We start from the raw sequence: 14,201 nt of genomic DNA on the forward strand, positions 1-14,201 counted from the left end.
TCATCAGACGCGCCGATGCGCCGAACGTCAATGCGACCTTCGGCGACACCCGTGGCCCAAACGCAAAACGCCCGCCTGTAAGGGCGGGCGTTCCAGGGGGGAGCAAAGCCCCTCCCCTTTGTATTCACTCGACTTAGAACGAGGCCGTCAGCGTCAGGGTGACGGTGCGCGGCGCGCCATAGAAGGCGACGACGGAATCGCCCGTCAGCGCACCCGGGAAGTTGTAGCCGCCCGCGCGATAACGCTCGTCGCTCAGGTTGCGGCCCGCCAGGCTGACGCGGTAGCGGCTGTCCGGCGCAGTCCACAGCAGGGTGGCGTCGTAGAGCCAGTAGGCGCCCTGATCGAGGATCGGGATCGGCGTCTCGAACATCTGGGTCGCGCCACGGTAAGAAGCGGTCGGCGTGAAGACCAGCGAGCCCCGGGCGCCCAGGTCTATGCTGTAGGGCAGCGCGACCGCGCCGGTCCAATCCGGCGTGTTCTGGAAGTGCCGCTGATCGGCCAGGTTCTCGCGTTTGCCCGTCAGCGGGTTGAACGTGACGAAGTCGTTGAACTTGGCGTCCAGGTAACCCAGCGTCAGACGCGGCACGAAGTTGTTGGTGATCCGCGCGCTGGCTTCCAGCTCCCAACCCCAGATTTCGCTGGAGCCCGCATTGTCGACGAAGCTGACGACCGAGGTCGGAGGAATAAAGAATTGCGACGTGATCTGCTGGTTCTTGTAGTCCGACTTGAAGAAGGCGGTCGCAAAGTTGACCCGGCGGTCCAGCAACGAACCCTTCAGGCCGATTTCATAGGTGTCGACCAGTTCCGGCTGATAGCCATTGACCGTTTCCGGATACAGCGAGGCGTCGCCGCGCATATCGAAGCCGCCCGACTTGAAGCCGCGACCGTATGAGGCATAGCCGGTCAGTTCAGGCGTGAACTTGTAGCTGGCGCTGACCCGCGGCGTGAACTCCGAATAGGTGTCCGAGTTGCTGTAGTTCGTCGACGGCGCACCAACCGGAATGGCGTTCGGGTTGTGGAAGTACGGGCTGCGCAGACCGAGGTAGACTTGGCGCAGTTGCGTGACGCTCTTCTTGTCCTGAGTCCAGCGGCCGCCCAGCGACACCGACAACTGATCCGTCACATCATAGTTGAAATCCGCGAAGACCGCGAAGCTCTTGGTGTCGACCTTGCCACCCGTATAGGTCGTGATGCCCGCATTGCCGACGACCGTGTCAAATGCGCCCTTGGCCATGGCGTCCATGTAGAAGACGCCCGCGACGCCCTGCCAGCGCGAACCCTGGAACAGGACCTGGAATTCCTGGGTGAACTGGCTGTCGCCGTAGTAGCCGGGGATGTCGAGGATCGGCTGCGGCAGACCGTCGAAATCGATGCCGTCGCCCTTGGTGTCGCCGTCACGATAGGCGGTGATCGACTTCAGGGTGATGGCGTCAGAGACGGTCCATTCACCGGTCAGCGACAGACCGCGCGTCCGGACATAGCCTTCATCGCCAATTCCAGCGCGGGTGTCGTAAACATTGTCCAGCGTCGGCGCCAACATGCGCGAGCCGTGGCGGGCGTTGGAGTTGTCTTCGGTCAGGTCACCGGCCAAACGGAAGAACAGACTGTCGTTCGGCGTCCACTCGACGCTGGCGCGTGCAGCCGTGACATCCTTATCGTAGTGTTCGGCGCCGGTGTTCAGGTTGGTGCCGTAGCCGTCACGCGTGTAGCGGGCGATGGCGCCGCCGATGCGCAGGGTGTCGTTCAGGGGCGTCGAGCCCGAGGCGATCAGGTCGATCTGGTTATAGCTGCCGTAGGCGGCCTTCAGCGTGGCTTCCTGTTCCTGCGACAGGCGCTTGGTCACATATTTGATCGCGCCGCCGATGGTGTTGCGGCCGTACAGGGTGCCCTGCGGTCCACGCAGGACTTCCAGACGCGCGATGTCGAAGACGTCCAGAACCGCACCCTGAGGACGGGCGACATAGACGTCGTCGATATAGAGGCCCACGCCGGGCTCAAAGCCCCACAGGGGGTCCTGCTGGCCGACGCCGCGAATAAACGAGGTCAGGGTTGAGTTTGATCCGCGTGCGACCTGAACGGTGGCGTTCGGGGTCTGCTGCTGCAGGGTGGTGATGTCGGCGGCGCCGGTCTGTTCCAGACGCTCGCTGGTCACGGCGGTGACGGCGACGGGCACGTCTTTCAGGGTTTCTTCGCGACGGCGCGCGGTGACGACGATGTCGTCCACATTGGCGGCCTGTTCAGCAGAGTTCTGCTGAGCGAAGGCGGGCGCTGCGAACAGCGGGGCTGCGATGAAGACGCTAGTCATCAGCGCCAGACGCAGATGTCTGGTGTATCCCATTCTCGTTCCTCTCCACGCGCGGTCGTTCAGTCGCCGCTGGTATGTGTTGGGCCCTACGGTGGTCTGTGAATGGCCCTGCTGTCAACATCATTCATTCCTTCATGAATGACGAACCGTGAAACGGCTCGACAGAAGCAGGACGGTTGTTCATTCTGAAATGAACGAATGCGACGCAGATCGCCCAAGGGACGGACAATGAATCAGATCAACGACGCCACGACTCATCCTGTCGTGACCACCCCATCCGGCGACCTGCGTGGCCGTCGCGAAGGTTCGGCGAATGTGTTTCGCGGCATCCCCTACGCCGCCGCGCCGGTTGGTGATCTGCGCTGGCGTGCGACCCAGCCGCACCCGAAATGGGAAGGCGTGCGTGAGGCGGCCGAGTTCGGACTGGCGCCGCCCCAGGCTGGACCCACGGACGTGTCCGACATCGTCTCCATCGGCGGCGCGCCGGAACCGACCAGCGAAGACAGTCTGACGCTGAACATCTGGTCTCCCGCCGATTCCGCCGCGCCCGTGCCTGTCATGGTCTGGCTGCACGGCGGCTCTAACCGGATGGGCGCAGGCTCCCTGCCCTTCTATGACGGCTCGGCCTTCGCTCGGGACGGCGTGCTGCTGGTCAGCGTCAACTACCGCCTGGGCCATCTGGGCTTCTTCGCCCACCCGGCGCTGGCGTCCGAGGCGCCTGCGCACGAACCCCTGGGTCAGCAGGGTCTGCTGGACCAGATCGCAGCCCTGGAATGGGTGCGCGACAATATCGCCGCGTTCGGTGGCGATCCGACGAACATCACCCTATTCGGTGAATCAGCGGGCGGCCTGGACATCCTGGCTCTGATGACCGCCAAGCGCGCACGCGGTCTGTTCCACAAGACCATCGTCCAATCGGGCGGCGGCTGGCTGCCTGCGACGCCGTTGAAAACAGCACTGGAACGCGGCGTTGCGGCCGCGACGGCGCTAGGTTTGACCAATCCGGACGCCGCCGCTCTGCGCGCCGTTGAGCCCAAGCAACTGATGGCCGTCGAAGGGGCCTTCAATCCTGTCATCGACGGTCGCCTGCTGGACCGCGATCCGGTCAGCGCCTTTGCACGCGGCGACTTCGCCGATGTACCGATGATGATCGGCGCCAACTCCGGCGAGGATTCCCTGCTGAACTACGGCGGCGGGTTGAAACGGTTCGGCCAGATCATCAAGCCGACCGACAAACTGTCTGCCGTCTATCCCGAGGCCGGGGGCGACAAGGACGAACTGGTGCGTCTGGGCTTCCGCGACTTTGGTTTCGCCGCCCCCGCCCGCTGGATCGCCGCCCGTCCGCGCAAGTCCAAGGCCTGGCTCTACGCCTTTGACTATGTGGAGGAAGCCCGCCGCGCCACGGTGAAGCGCGCCGCCCACGCCGCCGAAATCTTCCATGTGTTCGAGACGCTGGACCAGCGCCCCGACGACTCGCCGCCCGCCACCGACGCCGACCGCGCCGTCAGCGCGGCCATGCACGCCCGCTGGGTCGCCTTCGCCAAAACCGGCGCGCCCGGCGCCGACTGGCCTGCCTATAATCCCGTCAAGGACGCCTGGATGGTGTTCAACGCCACGCCGGGGGGCGAGGTGAAGCGCGGTTGGTGGAAGACGTCGCTGGACCACCATCTGCGCAAAGCCAAGGTGCTGATACTGCTGTTGCGCGCACGTGATCGCCTGCGTCTGGTTTTCTCGGCTAAGATGCCGCGATGACAACCGCCAAGCCCCGCGCAAAACCGACCTCCAAGCCCAAGGCTCAACGTCGCGAGGAAACCACCGCCCGTATCCTGGACGCCGCAGAGGCCCTGTTTGCGCGCGACGGTCTTCACGGCGTGACCCTGAAGGCCGTAGCCAAGGAGGCTGGCGTCGATACGGCCCTGCTCCACTATTATTTCGACGACAAGAACCGGCTGTTCTCGACCGTTTTCGGACGGCGCGCAGAGGTGGTGAACCGAGCGCGTCTGGACAGTCTGGATCGGTATGAGGCCGAGTTCGGCGACGACATGACCATTCGCGGAGCCATCGACGCCTTCCTGCGTCCGCTGTTCGTGCTGTTCGACGGGGATCCAAGCTGGCTGAACTATGCCGCCCTTGTGGCCCAGGTGAACAACACCCCGGTCTGGGGCGGCGACACCATGCACCAGCATTTTGACCCGGTGATCCACCGTTTCATCGGCGTGCTTCAGCGCATTTCGCCAGAGACGCCGGATCGTCAGATCTACTGGTTCTATCACCTGCTGTCCGGCTCGTTGACCTTGTCGTTGGCGCAGACGGGCCGGATCGACACCCTGTCGGGCGGCCTGTGCAAGTCATCCGAAATGGTCGCCATCTGCGATGCGATGGAAACCATCTTCACCGGCGGGTTCGAGGCCATGCGCCGCACCTGAATGCAAACGAGGGGCGTCCCGCAGAACGCCCCTCGCTTTTGGGATCACTCAGTCCATGTGGGCGGTTACGGCGCCGCCGGGACGAAATCGACATCGAAGGCGCAGGCCTGATCATAACGCCCCTTGGCGGCTTCGCAGAGGGTGGCGACAGACGCCGGGCTGGGCTTATTGTCGTTGTCGACCCAATCCATCATGGCTTCGAAAATCGCCACATATTCCGGCGCATGCAGCGCGCTGTGGCTGGTCTCGTTCGTGAAGGTCTGGACCAGCAGATCGGACCGGCCGGCGGCGGCGACATGATCGCGATAGACCGCTTCATGCCAGACAAAGGCGGTGGGGTCGTATTTGCCGTGAATGGTCAGGGTCGGGGCCACGATCATGCCCGACAGGTCGGCGTCATAACCCAGCCGCGCCAGCGCCATCGGATCAGCCGAGAACCTCTGAACGCCCGCATTCAGCGCCGCATCATCATGCGATCCGGCATAGACGGTGCCCGCGTTCGAGAAGGGATTGAGGCCGCCCAGCCGACGCTGAACCATGTCACGGAACAGGAAGGTGCCCCATGCCAGGTGCCCGACCAGTTGATCCTCCTCAACGCCCGTGACCGCCAGAATATCGGCCAGATTGCGTTTCTGGATCACTGAACGCTGGGCCTGCGGCAGGCCGACGCCGGTGCAGGTTTTAACCCGCTCCGCCAATTGGGCGCGCGTCAGGCGTGAACCTTCCGGCAGACCCTGCCACAGCGGATACTGCGGCTCGTTAGGCTGAGGATGGTTGTTGCAATAATGCTGATAGACCGCGCGCAGATCGGCGCGGAAGCCGTAGGCGTGCGTCCCGCCCGCCAGCACGCCGCTGGTCAGGACGACGCCGTCCCAGACCACCTTGCCCTCGGCGTCGCGAGCGTAGAGTTCGGCGGCCTTGGCGGCGACGTTTCCGCCCCACGACTGCCCGTGCAGCAGGGTGCGGCGCGGACGACCGAACTGATCCCAGAACAGCTGGCGCAGATCATTGGTGTCTTCGGCCGCCATACGCACGCCGTAACCGCCCCTGCGATAGGTGGAGCCCGCCCAGGCGAAGCCCTCCTTCACCGTCATGGAGAAGCGGTTCAGGTCCTCAAGCGGATCGTCGATCCTGGGCGCGCTCGTGCGTGGCCCGCCGTGCGCGTGGACGATCAGCGTGCCGTTCCAGTTCTGCGGCACGGCGATCCAGTAGAAGCCGCCCTTGGCCGCCTGCCCCGACCAGCAACGCGTGCCTTGCGGCAGCGTGTCAGGACAGGCGGCCTCGGCAGGCGACGGCGCGGTCGACGCTGTCGGGATCGCGTCGCCCTGGCCCGCGATACGCTGCGGGGCTGTACTCTGGGCGAAGGCTGCACCGGGGGCGAATACAAACGCCGCCCCCAGAACCGCCAAACGAAGCCAATCGTGTCGAACCGTCATCGCCGTCTCCTATCCTTGGGTCAGAACGTCTTGGAGACGTTGACGTACCAGTAGCGGCCCCATGGGCTGTGGACCGTGCCGCGATAGCCGTTGTCGGCCAGCGGCGGACCTTCGTTGGTCAGGTCGCGCGCGCCCAGACGGACGCGGGTTTCATCCGGGAAGGCATAGTCGACATAGCCGTTGATCGTCTGACGGCCATCAACCTCCCACGGTGAACCCGAGGTCCCCAGCAGGCCGGGCTGGTCGAAGCCGCTGACATACTGGCTGGACGCGCCCGCACGCCACGGCCCCTTGCGCCAGGTCAGGCTGGCGTTGACCCGCCATTCGGGACGTCCGTTCTGACCGATCAGTTGCGTCGGGTCTGGCAGGGTGGTGCCGGCGTTGATCGCGCCGCTTTCGCGCGCGGCATACAGTTCATTGACGATGTCGCCCGGATCACGCGTGAATTGCTCCAGCTTGGAGGCGTTCACATTGACGGTGAAGGAGCCGTAGCGCGTGCGGCGCAGGGACCAGTTCATCGCCAGGTCCAGCCCCGAAACCGTCTGCGGCTGCAGGTTGATGAAGCGGTCGTTGATCGAAACCACATCCCCCGCAGGCGCCAGACCCGTACCGTCGAACAGCAGGATGTCTTCCGGCGTCGGCGCGCGACGGTTCACCAGCGTATTGGTCTGACCCTGCATGCGGTACAGGTAATCCAGCGCCAGCGCCGTCTGGGCGCCCAGCAGGCCGACGATCTTCTCCTGCTCGATCCGCCAGCGGTCGATGGTGAAGGTGAACGTGCCGAAGCGCGACGGAATGAAGTGCGGCTGCAGCACCAGCCCGTACGAGGTGTTGGTGCTCTCTTCCGGCTCCAGGTCCGGGTTACCCGCAACCAGCAGCGACACCCCTGAGGTGTTCTGCGAGCACTGGGCGAAGTTGGTGATGCGGCCCGCGCGCAGGTCGGCTTCACAGCGCACGTAGTCCACGCCGCTGGCCAGACGGCCGTATTCGGTGGCGTTGGTCTGTTCCAGGTTCGGCGCACGGAAGCCTTGCGAGTACGACCCGCGAACCCGCACGCCATCGATCACGTCCCAGGCGGCGGCGATCTTGGGCTTGGCCACCGAACCGAAGTCCGAATAGTGCTCGTAACGCCCGGCCAGCTGCAGATCGACGCGCTGGACCAGCGGGATGTTCATCTCGGGCGAGATCACCGGCACGGCGAACTCGATATAGGTCGAGAAGACGTTGCGGCTGCCCTTGGTGTCCGGGTTGGGGCTGACGGCCGAGACGTTCGACGGGTTCTTTTCGCCCGTCACCATGTCGGTGAAGGTGTAGGTGCCGTCCACGTTCTCGTCGCGGTCGTCGCTCTGGGTTTCGCGACGCGCCTCAAGCCCGAAGGCCATGCCCACCTGACCGGCAGGCACGTTGAACAGGTCGCCGCGCGACAGCTTGAAGTCCACCATACTCAGAGTCGTCTTGGACACGCGGCGCATGTCGAAGACGATGGCGTCGATTGCAGCCTGTGAACTGGGCGAGCAGTCGCCATAGCTGGGCGTGCCGACGCAGCCGCCGCTGAACGGATTGTAGGCGTCCGGCGTGGACAGGGCCAACTGCTTCTGCAGGGCCGTCATGTTGATGTTGGGCGAGCTGTCGGTGGCCTTAGCTTCCGAATAGAGCAGCGCCGACTCCCAGTTGAACCCGCGCCATTCGCCCCGCAGACCGCCCAGCAGGCGAGCCTGATAGTTGTCGACCTTGACCACCTGGAAACCCGTGTCGACGAAGCGGTAATTGGTCATCAGGACAGGCAGACCGCCCGTCGGCACGCCGGTCAGGCCCGGCAGACGGTTGGGGTTCAGCGTGCCGTCGGCGAAGGTCACGGGACCGAACGGGTTGTAATAGTTGCTGGACGGGATCCAGATCTGGTTCAGGTTGACTACCGGCGGCTGCACAGCGCGGCTGCTGGCGCTGTAATAACCGATCTCGCCAAAGGCCTCGACGTCCGGGGTGATGTCGTAACGCCCCGTCAGGAAGACGTTCATCCGTTCAACCGACGGACGCACCGTTGTGTCGTGCCGGGTGTCGTAACGCATGTCGCGGTTGGTCGTGTTGAAGTTATGGTTGCCGCTGGCGATGCAGATGTCGTTGCCGACGCTGACGCCGCAGCCGAAGCTGGTCGGCTGGTAGCGGAAGGCGCCCGCCGCATTGGTCACGGCCACGCCGTTGGAGCGGATCACTGCGCGCGACCCGACAGACAGACGGGCCCAAGGGGTGTGCGATGACCGACCGTTCAGGGACTGAACGCCAGCGAAATCCGGATAGCCCGAGAACAGGTCACGCAGATCGTCAGAACGGGTGAAGTCCTGATCCGACGCCCACAGCGCGGATCGCGAAGCGTAGTTGGCGAAGATCGAGACATTGCCGCGGTCGAAGTTCTTGCCCGCGAACAGGTTGGTTTCGAAGTCGCGCATCTGCGTGCCTTCTGCGCCGCCATAACGGGCGCTGATCGACAGGCCGTCGATGTTATCGCGCAGCACAGTGTTGACCACGCCGGCCACAGCATCCGCGCCATAGATGGCGGCCGCGCCGTCCAGCAGGACTTCCAGACGCTCCAGGCCAGCAACCGGGATGGCGTTGGAGTTGTAGCTCAGCACCGGCACGGTGCCGGTGTCGGACGTGCCCTGGCTGGTCGGGTGCTGCACCACCCGGCGACCGTTCAGCAGCACCAGGGTGTTGCCCACGCCCAGCGAGCGCAGATTGACCGAGTTCACGTCGCCGCGCGCCGAGTTGGAGGTCTGGGCGCCGCTGGAGCTGTCGAACTGGACATCGCCCATCTGCGGGATAGTGCGCAGCAGTTCGTCGCCGGTGGAGGCGCCAGTGGCCTCGATCTGCTCACGGTCGGCGACCACCACCGGCAGGGCCGCCGTTGTGCGGGCGCCGCGGATGTTGGTGCCGACGACGACAATGTCATCGACCTGGGCGGCTTGCTCCGCGGCGATCGGTTCGGCCTGCGCCCAGGCGCCGCCAGCGGCCATCAGCGTCACAGCCGAAGCCGTGGTCGCCAACAGAGCGAATTTCGAGTGTCTGTTCATTCCTGTTCCTCCTCTTGGGCCGTCGTTGATCGACGGTCCCCCCTCTCAAGATGCGTCCGGCAGATCAGTCGTCTGCGAGGACAGTCGGGTCGCCCGGCCCAGCGGCCGGATCGGGTTGTGCGGCGATGGGCGTGGGCGCGCCGTTCAGCGCAGCCTTCAGCGCGTCACGGTCCAGTTCGCCTTCCCAGCGCGCGACCACGATGGTGGCCACGGCGTTGCCGATGAAGTTGGTCAGGGCCCGGCACTCGCTCATGAAGCGGTCGATGCCCAGGATCAGCGCCATGCCGGCGACCGGCACGCTGGGGACCACCGACAGGGTCGCCGCCAGGGTGATGAAGCCCGCGCCCGTGATGCCGGCCGCACCCTTGGACGACAGCATGGCCACCAGCAGCAGCAGGATCTGGTCCTGCAGGCTCAGGTCGATGTTCAGCGCCTGGGCGATGAACAGGGCCGCCATCGTCATATAGATGTTGGTGCCGTCCAGATTGAACGAATAGCCGGTGGGGACCACCAGACCGACGACAGACTTGGACGCGCCCGCCCGCTCCATCTTGGAGATCAGGCTGGGCAGCGCCGCTTCCGAGGACGAGGTGCCCAGCACCAGCAGCAGTTCTTCCTTCAGGTAGCGGATCAGCTTCAGGATGTTGAAGCCGTTGGCGATGGCGACCAGCCCCAGCACGCCGACCACGAAGATGATGGCGGTCAGATAGAAGGTGGCGATCAGCGCAAACAGATTGGCGACCGAGGCGATCCCATAGGCGCCGATGGTGAAGGCGAAGGCGCCGAACGCCCCGATGGGCGCGGCCTTCATCAGAATGCCGACCAGCTTGAAGAAGGCGGCGCTGGCGGATTCCAGGAAGGTCAGAACCGGCTTGCCCAGATCGCCGACCATGGCCAAGGCCAGGCCGAACAGCACCGAAACAAACAGGACCTGCAGGATGTTTCCGGTCGAGAAGGCGCTGACGACCGTGTCGGGGATCACCCCCATCAGGAAGCCGATCAGGGTGCTCTCATGCGCCGCCTGGGCGTATTGAGCGACCGCGCCCTTATCCAGGGTCGCCGGATCGATGTTCAGGCCGTGGCCCGGCTTGACCAGATTGGCGACGATCAAACCGATGATCAGCGCAAGGGTCGAGAAGACCAGGAAATAGGCGAAGGCCTTGGCCGCGACCCGGCCGACCCGGCCGATGTCGCGCATCCCGGCGATGCCGGTGACGATGGTCAGGAAGATCACCGGCGCGATGATCATCTTCACCAGCTTGATGAAGCCGTCACCCAGCGGTTTCAGGCTCTCGCCGAAGGTCGGCCAGAAGTGTCCGATGGTCCCGCCCAGGGCGATGGCCACCAGCACCTGGAAATACAGATGACGATAAAACGGACGGCGCACAGGGGTCGCCGACGCAGCGGACGCGGTGGGGATCAAGTGAATGCTCCAGACAGCGAGCCCGGCTCGCGATTTCCTCCGCGCAATCTGTGTCGCGCTTGAAGATCAGTTTCAGGGGCGCAGACCCTATCGCCAAGCCGTCACGGAAACAGCACCAAGAGATTGTTTCTTAAAAGATTTTTCTATGTAACAGCAGCCGTTCGATTTCAAATGTGCGTCAAACCGCGCAAATATGTGGCTGTTTTGTGCGGATTATCGCACATTAGCGCCATGCCGTTTCGTCGTTTCGATTTCCGAATCCTCGCCTTCTGGCGCACCCGCTCGCGGCGGATATGGTTCGCGCTGATCCTGACCTGGCTGATCGTCACCGTGGCTGCGGCCTATCTAGCGGGCGCGACGGCGCGCCGGGACGCCAGCGCCGAATTGGGCCGTCAGTCCGAAGCGGCCGCCGCCCTGCACGCCGCCGTCCTGCGCAGCGAACTGGAGAAGCACCGCTCGCTGCCGTTGGCGCTGGCCACCGATCCCGAAATCGCCCAACTGCTGGACGCCGCGCCCGGCGCTTCTTCTGAGGCTATCAACCGCAAGCTGGAGGAACTGGCCCGACAAACGCGGGCGGCGGTCATCTATGTCATCGACGCCAAGGGCCAGACCCGCGCCGCCAGCAACTGGCGCCTGCCGACCAGTTTCGTCGGCGCCGACTACAGCTTCCGTCCCTATTTCATCGGCGCCATGCGCAACGGCAGGGCCGAGTTCTTTGCGCTGGGCACCGTCAGCGGTCGTCCAGGCCTGTATCTGTCACGCCGCGTCGATGACGCCCGCGGACGTCCGGTCGGGGTTGTCGTGGTCAAGGTCGAGTTCGATGCGTTGGAGGCCGAATGGGCGGCGTCAGGCGAACCCGCCTATGTCGTCGATCCGGGCGGCGTCATCCTGATCACCAGCGTGCCGGAATGGCGGTTCCGCACCCTGAAACCGCTGGATCTGGCCAGCCGCCAGCTGACGCTGGCCGATCAGACCCTGGGCCACGAAGCCCTGACGCCCCTGCCCTTCGCCACGCCCGACACCAACCGCCCCAGCTTGATCAAGGCGCCGCTGGGCGGTGTGGAGCGCGACTGGATGCACAGTCGCGCCGGCACGGCGACGCCCGGCTGGACCCTGCATCTGCTGACGCCGACCCGCGGCGCCGTCGAAAGGGCGACCGCCAACGCGCGCGCCCTGACCGCTTTGATCCTGACCTTGATCTTTGGTGTTGGCGGGGTGCTGCTGCGCCGTCGCCAACAGGCGGTCGCCCGTGAACGCGCGACCGAGGCCGCCCGCATCGAGCTGGAGCGGCGCATCGCTGAACGGACCCAGGACCTCAGCGACGCCAACATGGCCCTGAACCGCCAGATCGAGGAACGCCAGCTGGCTGAAGCGGCGCGCGAGGCCCTGCGCGACGAACTGGTGCAGGCGGGCAAGCTGGCCGCGCTGGGCCAGATCGCGGCGGGCGTAGCGCATGAAATCAACCAGCCCGTCGCAGCCATCCGCACCCAGGCCGAAACCGCCGCCGCCTATCTGGAGCGGGATCAGGCGTCCAAGGCCGCGCGCCCCCTGCAGAAGATCGGCGACCTGACCGCCCGGATCGGCGCCATCACCCAGGAGCTCCGCGCCTTCTCGCGCAAGGCCGAGCCCAGACTGGAGGCTGTGCCGTTGCCCCAGGCCATCGACGGCGCCCTGCTGCTGCTGGGCGGACGGATGCGTCAGCTCGGCGTCCGACTGGTGCGTGAAAAGCCGCCCGCCAATCTGATGATCATGGGCGACCGGTTCCGGCTGGAGCAGGTCATCGTCAATCTGATGCAGAATGCGATGGAGGCGCTGGAGGACACCCCCGCGCCCGTCGTCACCCTGTCGATCCTGCATCGGGGCGCCGAGATCGACCTGATCGTCGCCGACAACGGCCCCGGCGTTCCCGCCGACATCCGCGACCAGTTGTTCACGCCCTTTGTCACCAGCAAACCGAACGGGCTCGGCCTGGGCCTGGTCATCTGCCGTGACATCATCGCCAGTTTCGGCGGCGAACTGTCCCTGCGTCCGTCGCCCGCGGGCGCCGAGTTCGTCATCACCCTGAAGGCCGCCTGATGGAATTCACCCGCCTGACCGCCGTCGCCCTGGTCGAGGACGACGAGGATTTCCGCAACGCCCTGAACGAACGTCTGTCGCTGGAAGGGTTCCAGGTTCAGGCCTTCCGCACCGCCGACCTCGCGCTGAAAGCCGTCACCGCCGACTTCCCCGGCGTAGTGGTGACCGATCTGCGGATGCCCGGCATGGACGGGCGCCAGCTGCTGACCCGGCTGCAAGCGCTGGACCCCGCCCTGCCCGTCATCCTGATCACCGGCCACGGCGACATCGCCGAGGCAGTCGCCGCCATGCGGGACGGCGCCTATGATTTCGTGGCCAAGCCCTTCGCCTTCGACCGCCTGCATGACAGCCTCAAACGCGCCATGGAGAAGCGGGCGCTGGTGCTGGACAACCGCCGTCTCGCCGCCCTGTCGTCGGAAGCGGGGGTGGAGCTGCCGCTGCTGGGCGAAAGCCGCGCCATCCGTTCGCTTCGCGCCACTATCGCCCAGATCGCCGACGCCCGCATGGACGTGCTGATCGAGGGCGACACCGGCGTGGGCAAAGAGGCCGTCGCCCGCGCCCTGCACAACGGCGGCCGGCGTCGGCCGCATCCCTTCGTCGCCGTCAACTGCGGCGCCCTGCCCGACGGCATGGTGGAGAGCGAGTTGTTCGGCCACGAACTGGGCGCCTTCGCGGGCGCCCTGCGCCGCCGCGTCGGTTATGTCGAACGCGCCCACAACGGGTCGCTGTTCCTCGACGAGGTCGAGAGCATGCCCCTGACGGTCCAGGTGAAGATGCTGCGTGTGCTGGAGGAGCGCGAAGTCCATCCGATCGGCGCCAACGAACCCCGCGTTCTGGACCTGCGCGTTCTGGCCTCGGCCAAAAGCGATCCTGCGCGCGCGGTCGAGGAAGGCCGCCTGCGCGAAGACCTGTTCTATCGCCTCAACGTCGTGCGTCTGCGGGTGCCGCCGCTGAAGGAGCGGCGTGAGGACATTCCCCTGCTGTTCGCGCATCTGTTGGCCCGCGCCCCGACCGCGCCGGGCGCCCATACGCCGCCGGTGACCGACGCCGTGCGTTCGCGCCTGCTGGAAGCCGATTGGCCCGGCAACATCCGTGAACTGGCCCATTTCGCCCAACGCTTCGCCCTAGGCCTTGAGCAGGTCGACGCGGCGCAGTCAGAGCTGGACCTCAGTCTGATCGAACGTGTCGCCCGGTTCGAAGCCCAGGTCCTGACCGACACCCTCAGCGACGCGTCTGGCGACATGGTCGAGGTCCAGCGCCGCCTGAAGATCCCGCGCAAGACCCTGTACGACAAACTGGCCCGCCACGGCTTGAAGGCCTCCGCCTTCCGCACTGGGAAATCAGGCGCCGACAAGACCGGCCCCGACAAATCAGGCCTGGATTAGAAACCCCGGCCTGTCGTTGTCCCGCCACGAAGCGATGCTATGTTCCCGATGCAGAGTGATCGGGAGCATGATCGCCCCCGAC

The 14,201-nt window shown here is 65.4% G+C and carries 8 protein-coding genes; 4 read left to right on the plus strand and 4 right to left on the minus strand.

What is annotated here, in order from left to right; genetic code table 11:
- Positions 1 to 133: 133 nt before the first annotated feature.
- Positions 134 to 2,338, minus strand: a complete 2,205-nt coding sequence (locus KWG56_RS07755; RefSeq protein WP_244999690.1) for a TonB-dependent receptor — start codon at positions 2,336 to 2,338, stop codon at positions 134 to 136.
- Positions 2,339 to 2,533: 195 nt separating this feature from the next.
- Here KWG56_RS07755 and KWG56_RS07760 point away from each other — a divergent pair, with 195 nt between their 5' ends.
- Together KWG56_RS07760 and KWG56_RS07765 are read left to right on the plus strand one after the other, a co-directional pair.
- Complete coding sequence (locus KWG56_RS07760; RefSeq protein WP_219354344.1) at positions 2,534 to 4,057, plus strand: carboxylesterase/lipase family protein; 1,524 nt, start codon at positions 2,534 to 2,536, stop codon at positions 4,055 to 4,057.
- The gene (locus KWG56_RS07765) at positions 4,054 to 4,731 is read left to right on the plus strand and encodes a TetR/AcrR family transcriptional regulator (RefSeq protein ID WP_219354345.1); all 678 of its coding nucleotides are present in this window, start codon (positions 4,054 to 4,056) and stop codon (positions 4,729 to 4,731) included. Before KWG56_RS07760 ends, KWG56_RS07765 begins: the two co-directional genes overlap by 4 nt.
- A 65-nt stretch (positions 4,732 to 4,796) precedes the next feature.
- On the opposite strand, the gene KWG56_RS07770 is transcribed toward KWG56_RS07765, so the two are convergent.
- The 3 genes from KWG56_RS07770 to KWG56_RS07780 all read right to left on the minus strand — a co-directional run bounded on the left by KWG56_RS07770 (position 4,797) and on the right by KWG56_RS07780 (position 10,658).
- Positions 4,797 to 6,167, minus strand: coding sequence for a hypothetical protein (locus tag KWG56_RS07770; protein WP_219354346.1), 1,371 nt, complete (start codon positions 6,165 to 6,167; stop codon positions 4,797 to 4,799).
- A 20-nt stretch (positions 6,168 to 6,187) separates the two neighbouring features.
- Positions 6,188 to 9,235, minus strand: a complete 3,048-nt coding sequence (locus KWG56_RS07775; protein ID WP_219354347.1) for a TonB-dependent receptor domain-containing protein — start codon at positions 9,233 to 9,235, stop codon at positions 6,188 to 6,190.
- A gap of 64 nt (positions 9,236 to 9,299) precedes the next feature.
- Complete coding sequence (locus tag KWG56_RS07780; RefSeq protein ID WP_236261362.1) at positions 9,300 to 10,658, minus strand: dicarboxylate/amino acid:cation symporter; 1,359 nt, start codon at positions 10,656 to 10,658, stop codon at positions 9,300 to 9,302.
- Positions 10,659 to 10,889: 231 nt separating this feature from the next.
- Here KWG56_RS07780 and KWG56_RS07785 point away from each other — a divergent pair, with 231 nt between their 5' ends.
- Positions 10,890 to 12,734, plus strand: coding sequence for an ATP-binding protein (locus tag KWG56_RS07785; protein WP_219354348.1), 1,845 nt, complete (start codon positions 10,890 to 10,892; stop codon positions 12,732 to 12,734).
- Positions 12,734 to 14,119: a sigma-54-dependent transcriptional regulator gene (locus KWG56_RS07790; protein WP_219354349.1), complete on the plus strand. Its 1,386-nt coding sequence runs from the start codon at positions 12,734 to 12,736 to the stop codon at positions 14,117 to 14,119. The genes KWG56_RS07785 and KWG56_RS07790 overlap by 1 nt, the downstream gene beginning before the upstream one ends.
- Positions 14,120 to 14,201: the final 82 nt, after the last annotated feature.

Origin of the sequence: Brevundimonas nasdae, assembly GCF_019395145.1 — a bacterium.
Classification (GTDB): domain Bacteria; phylum Pseudomonadota; class Alphaproteobacteria; order Caulobacterales; family Caulobacteraceae; genus Brevundimonas; species Brevundimonas nasdae.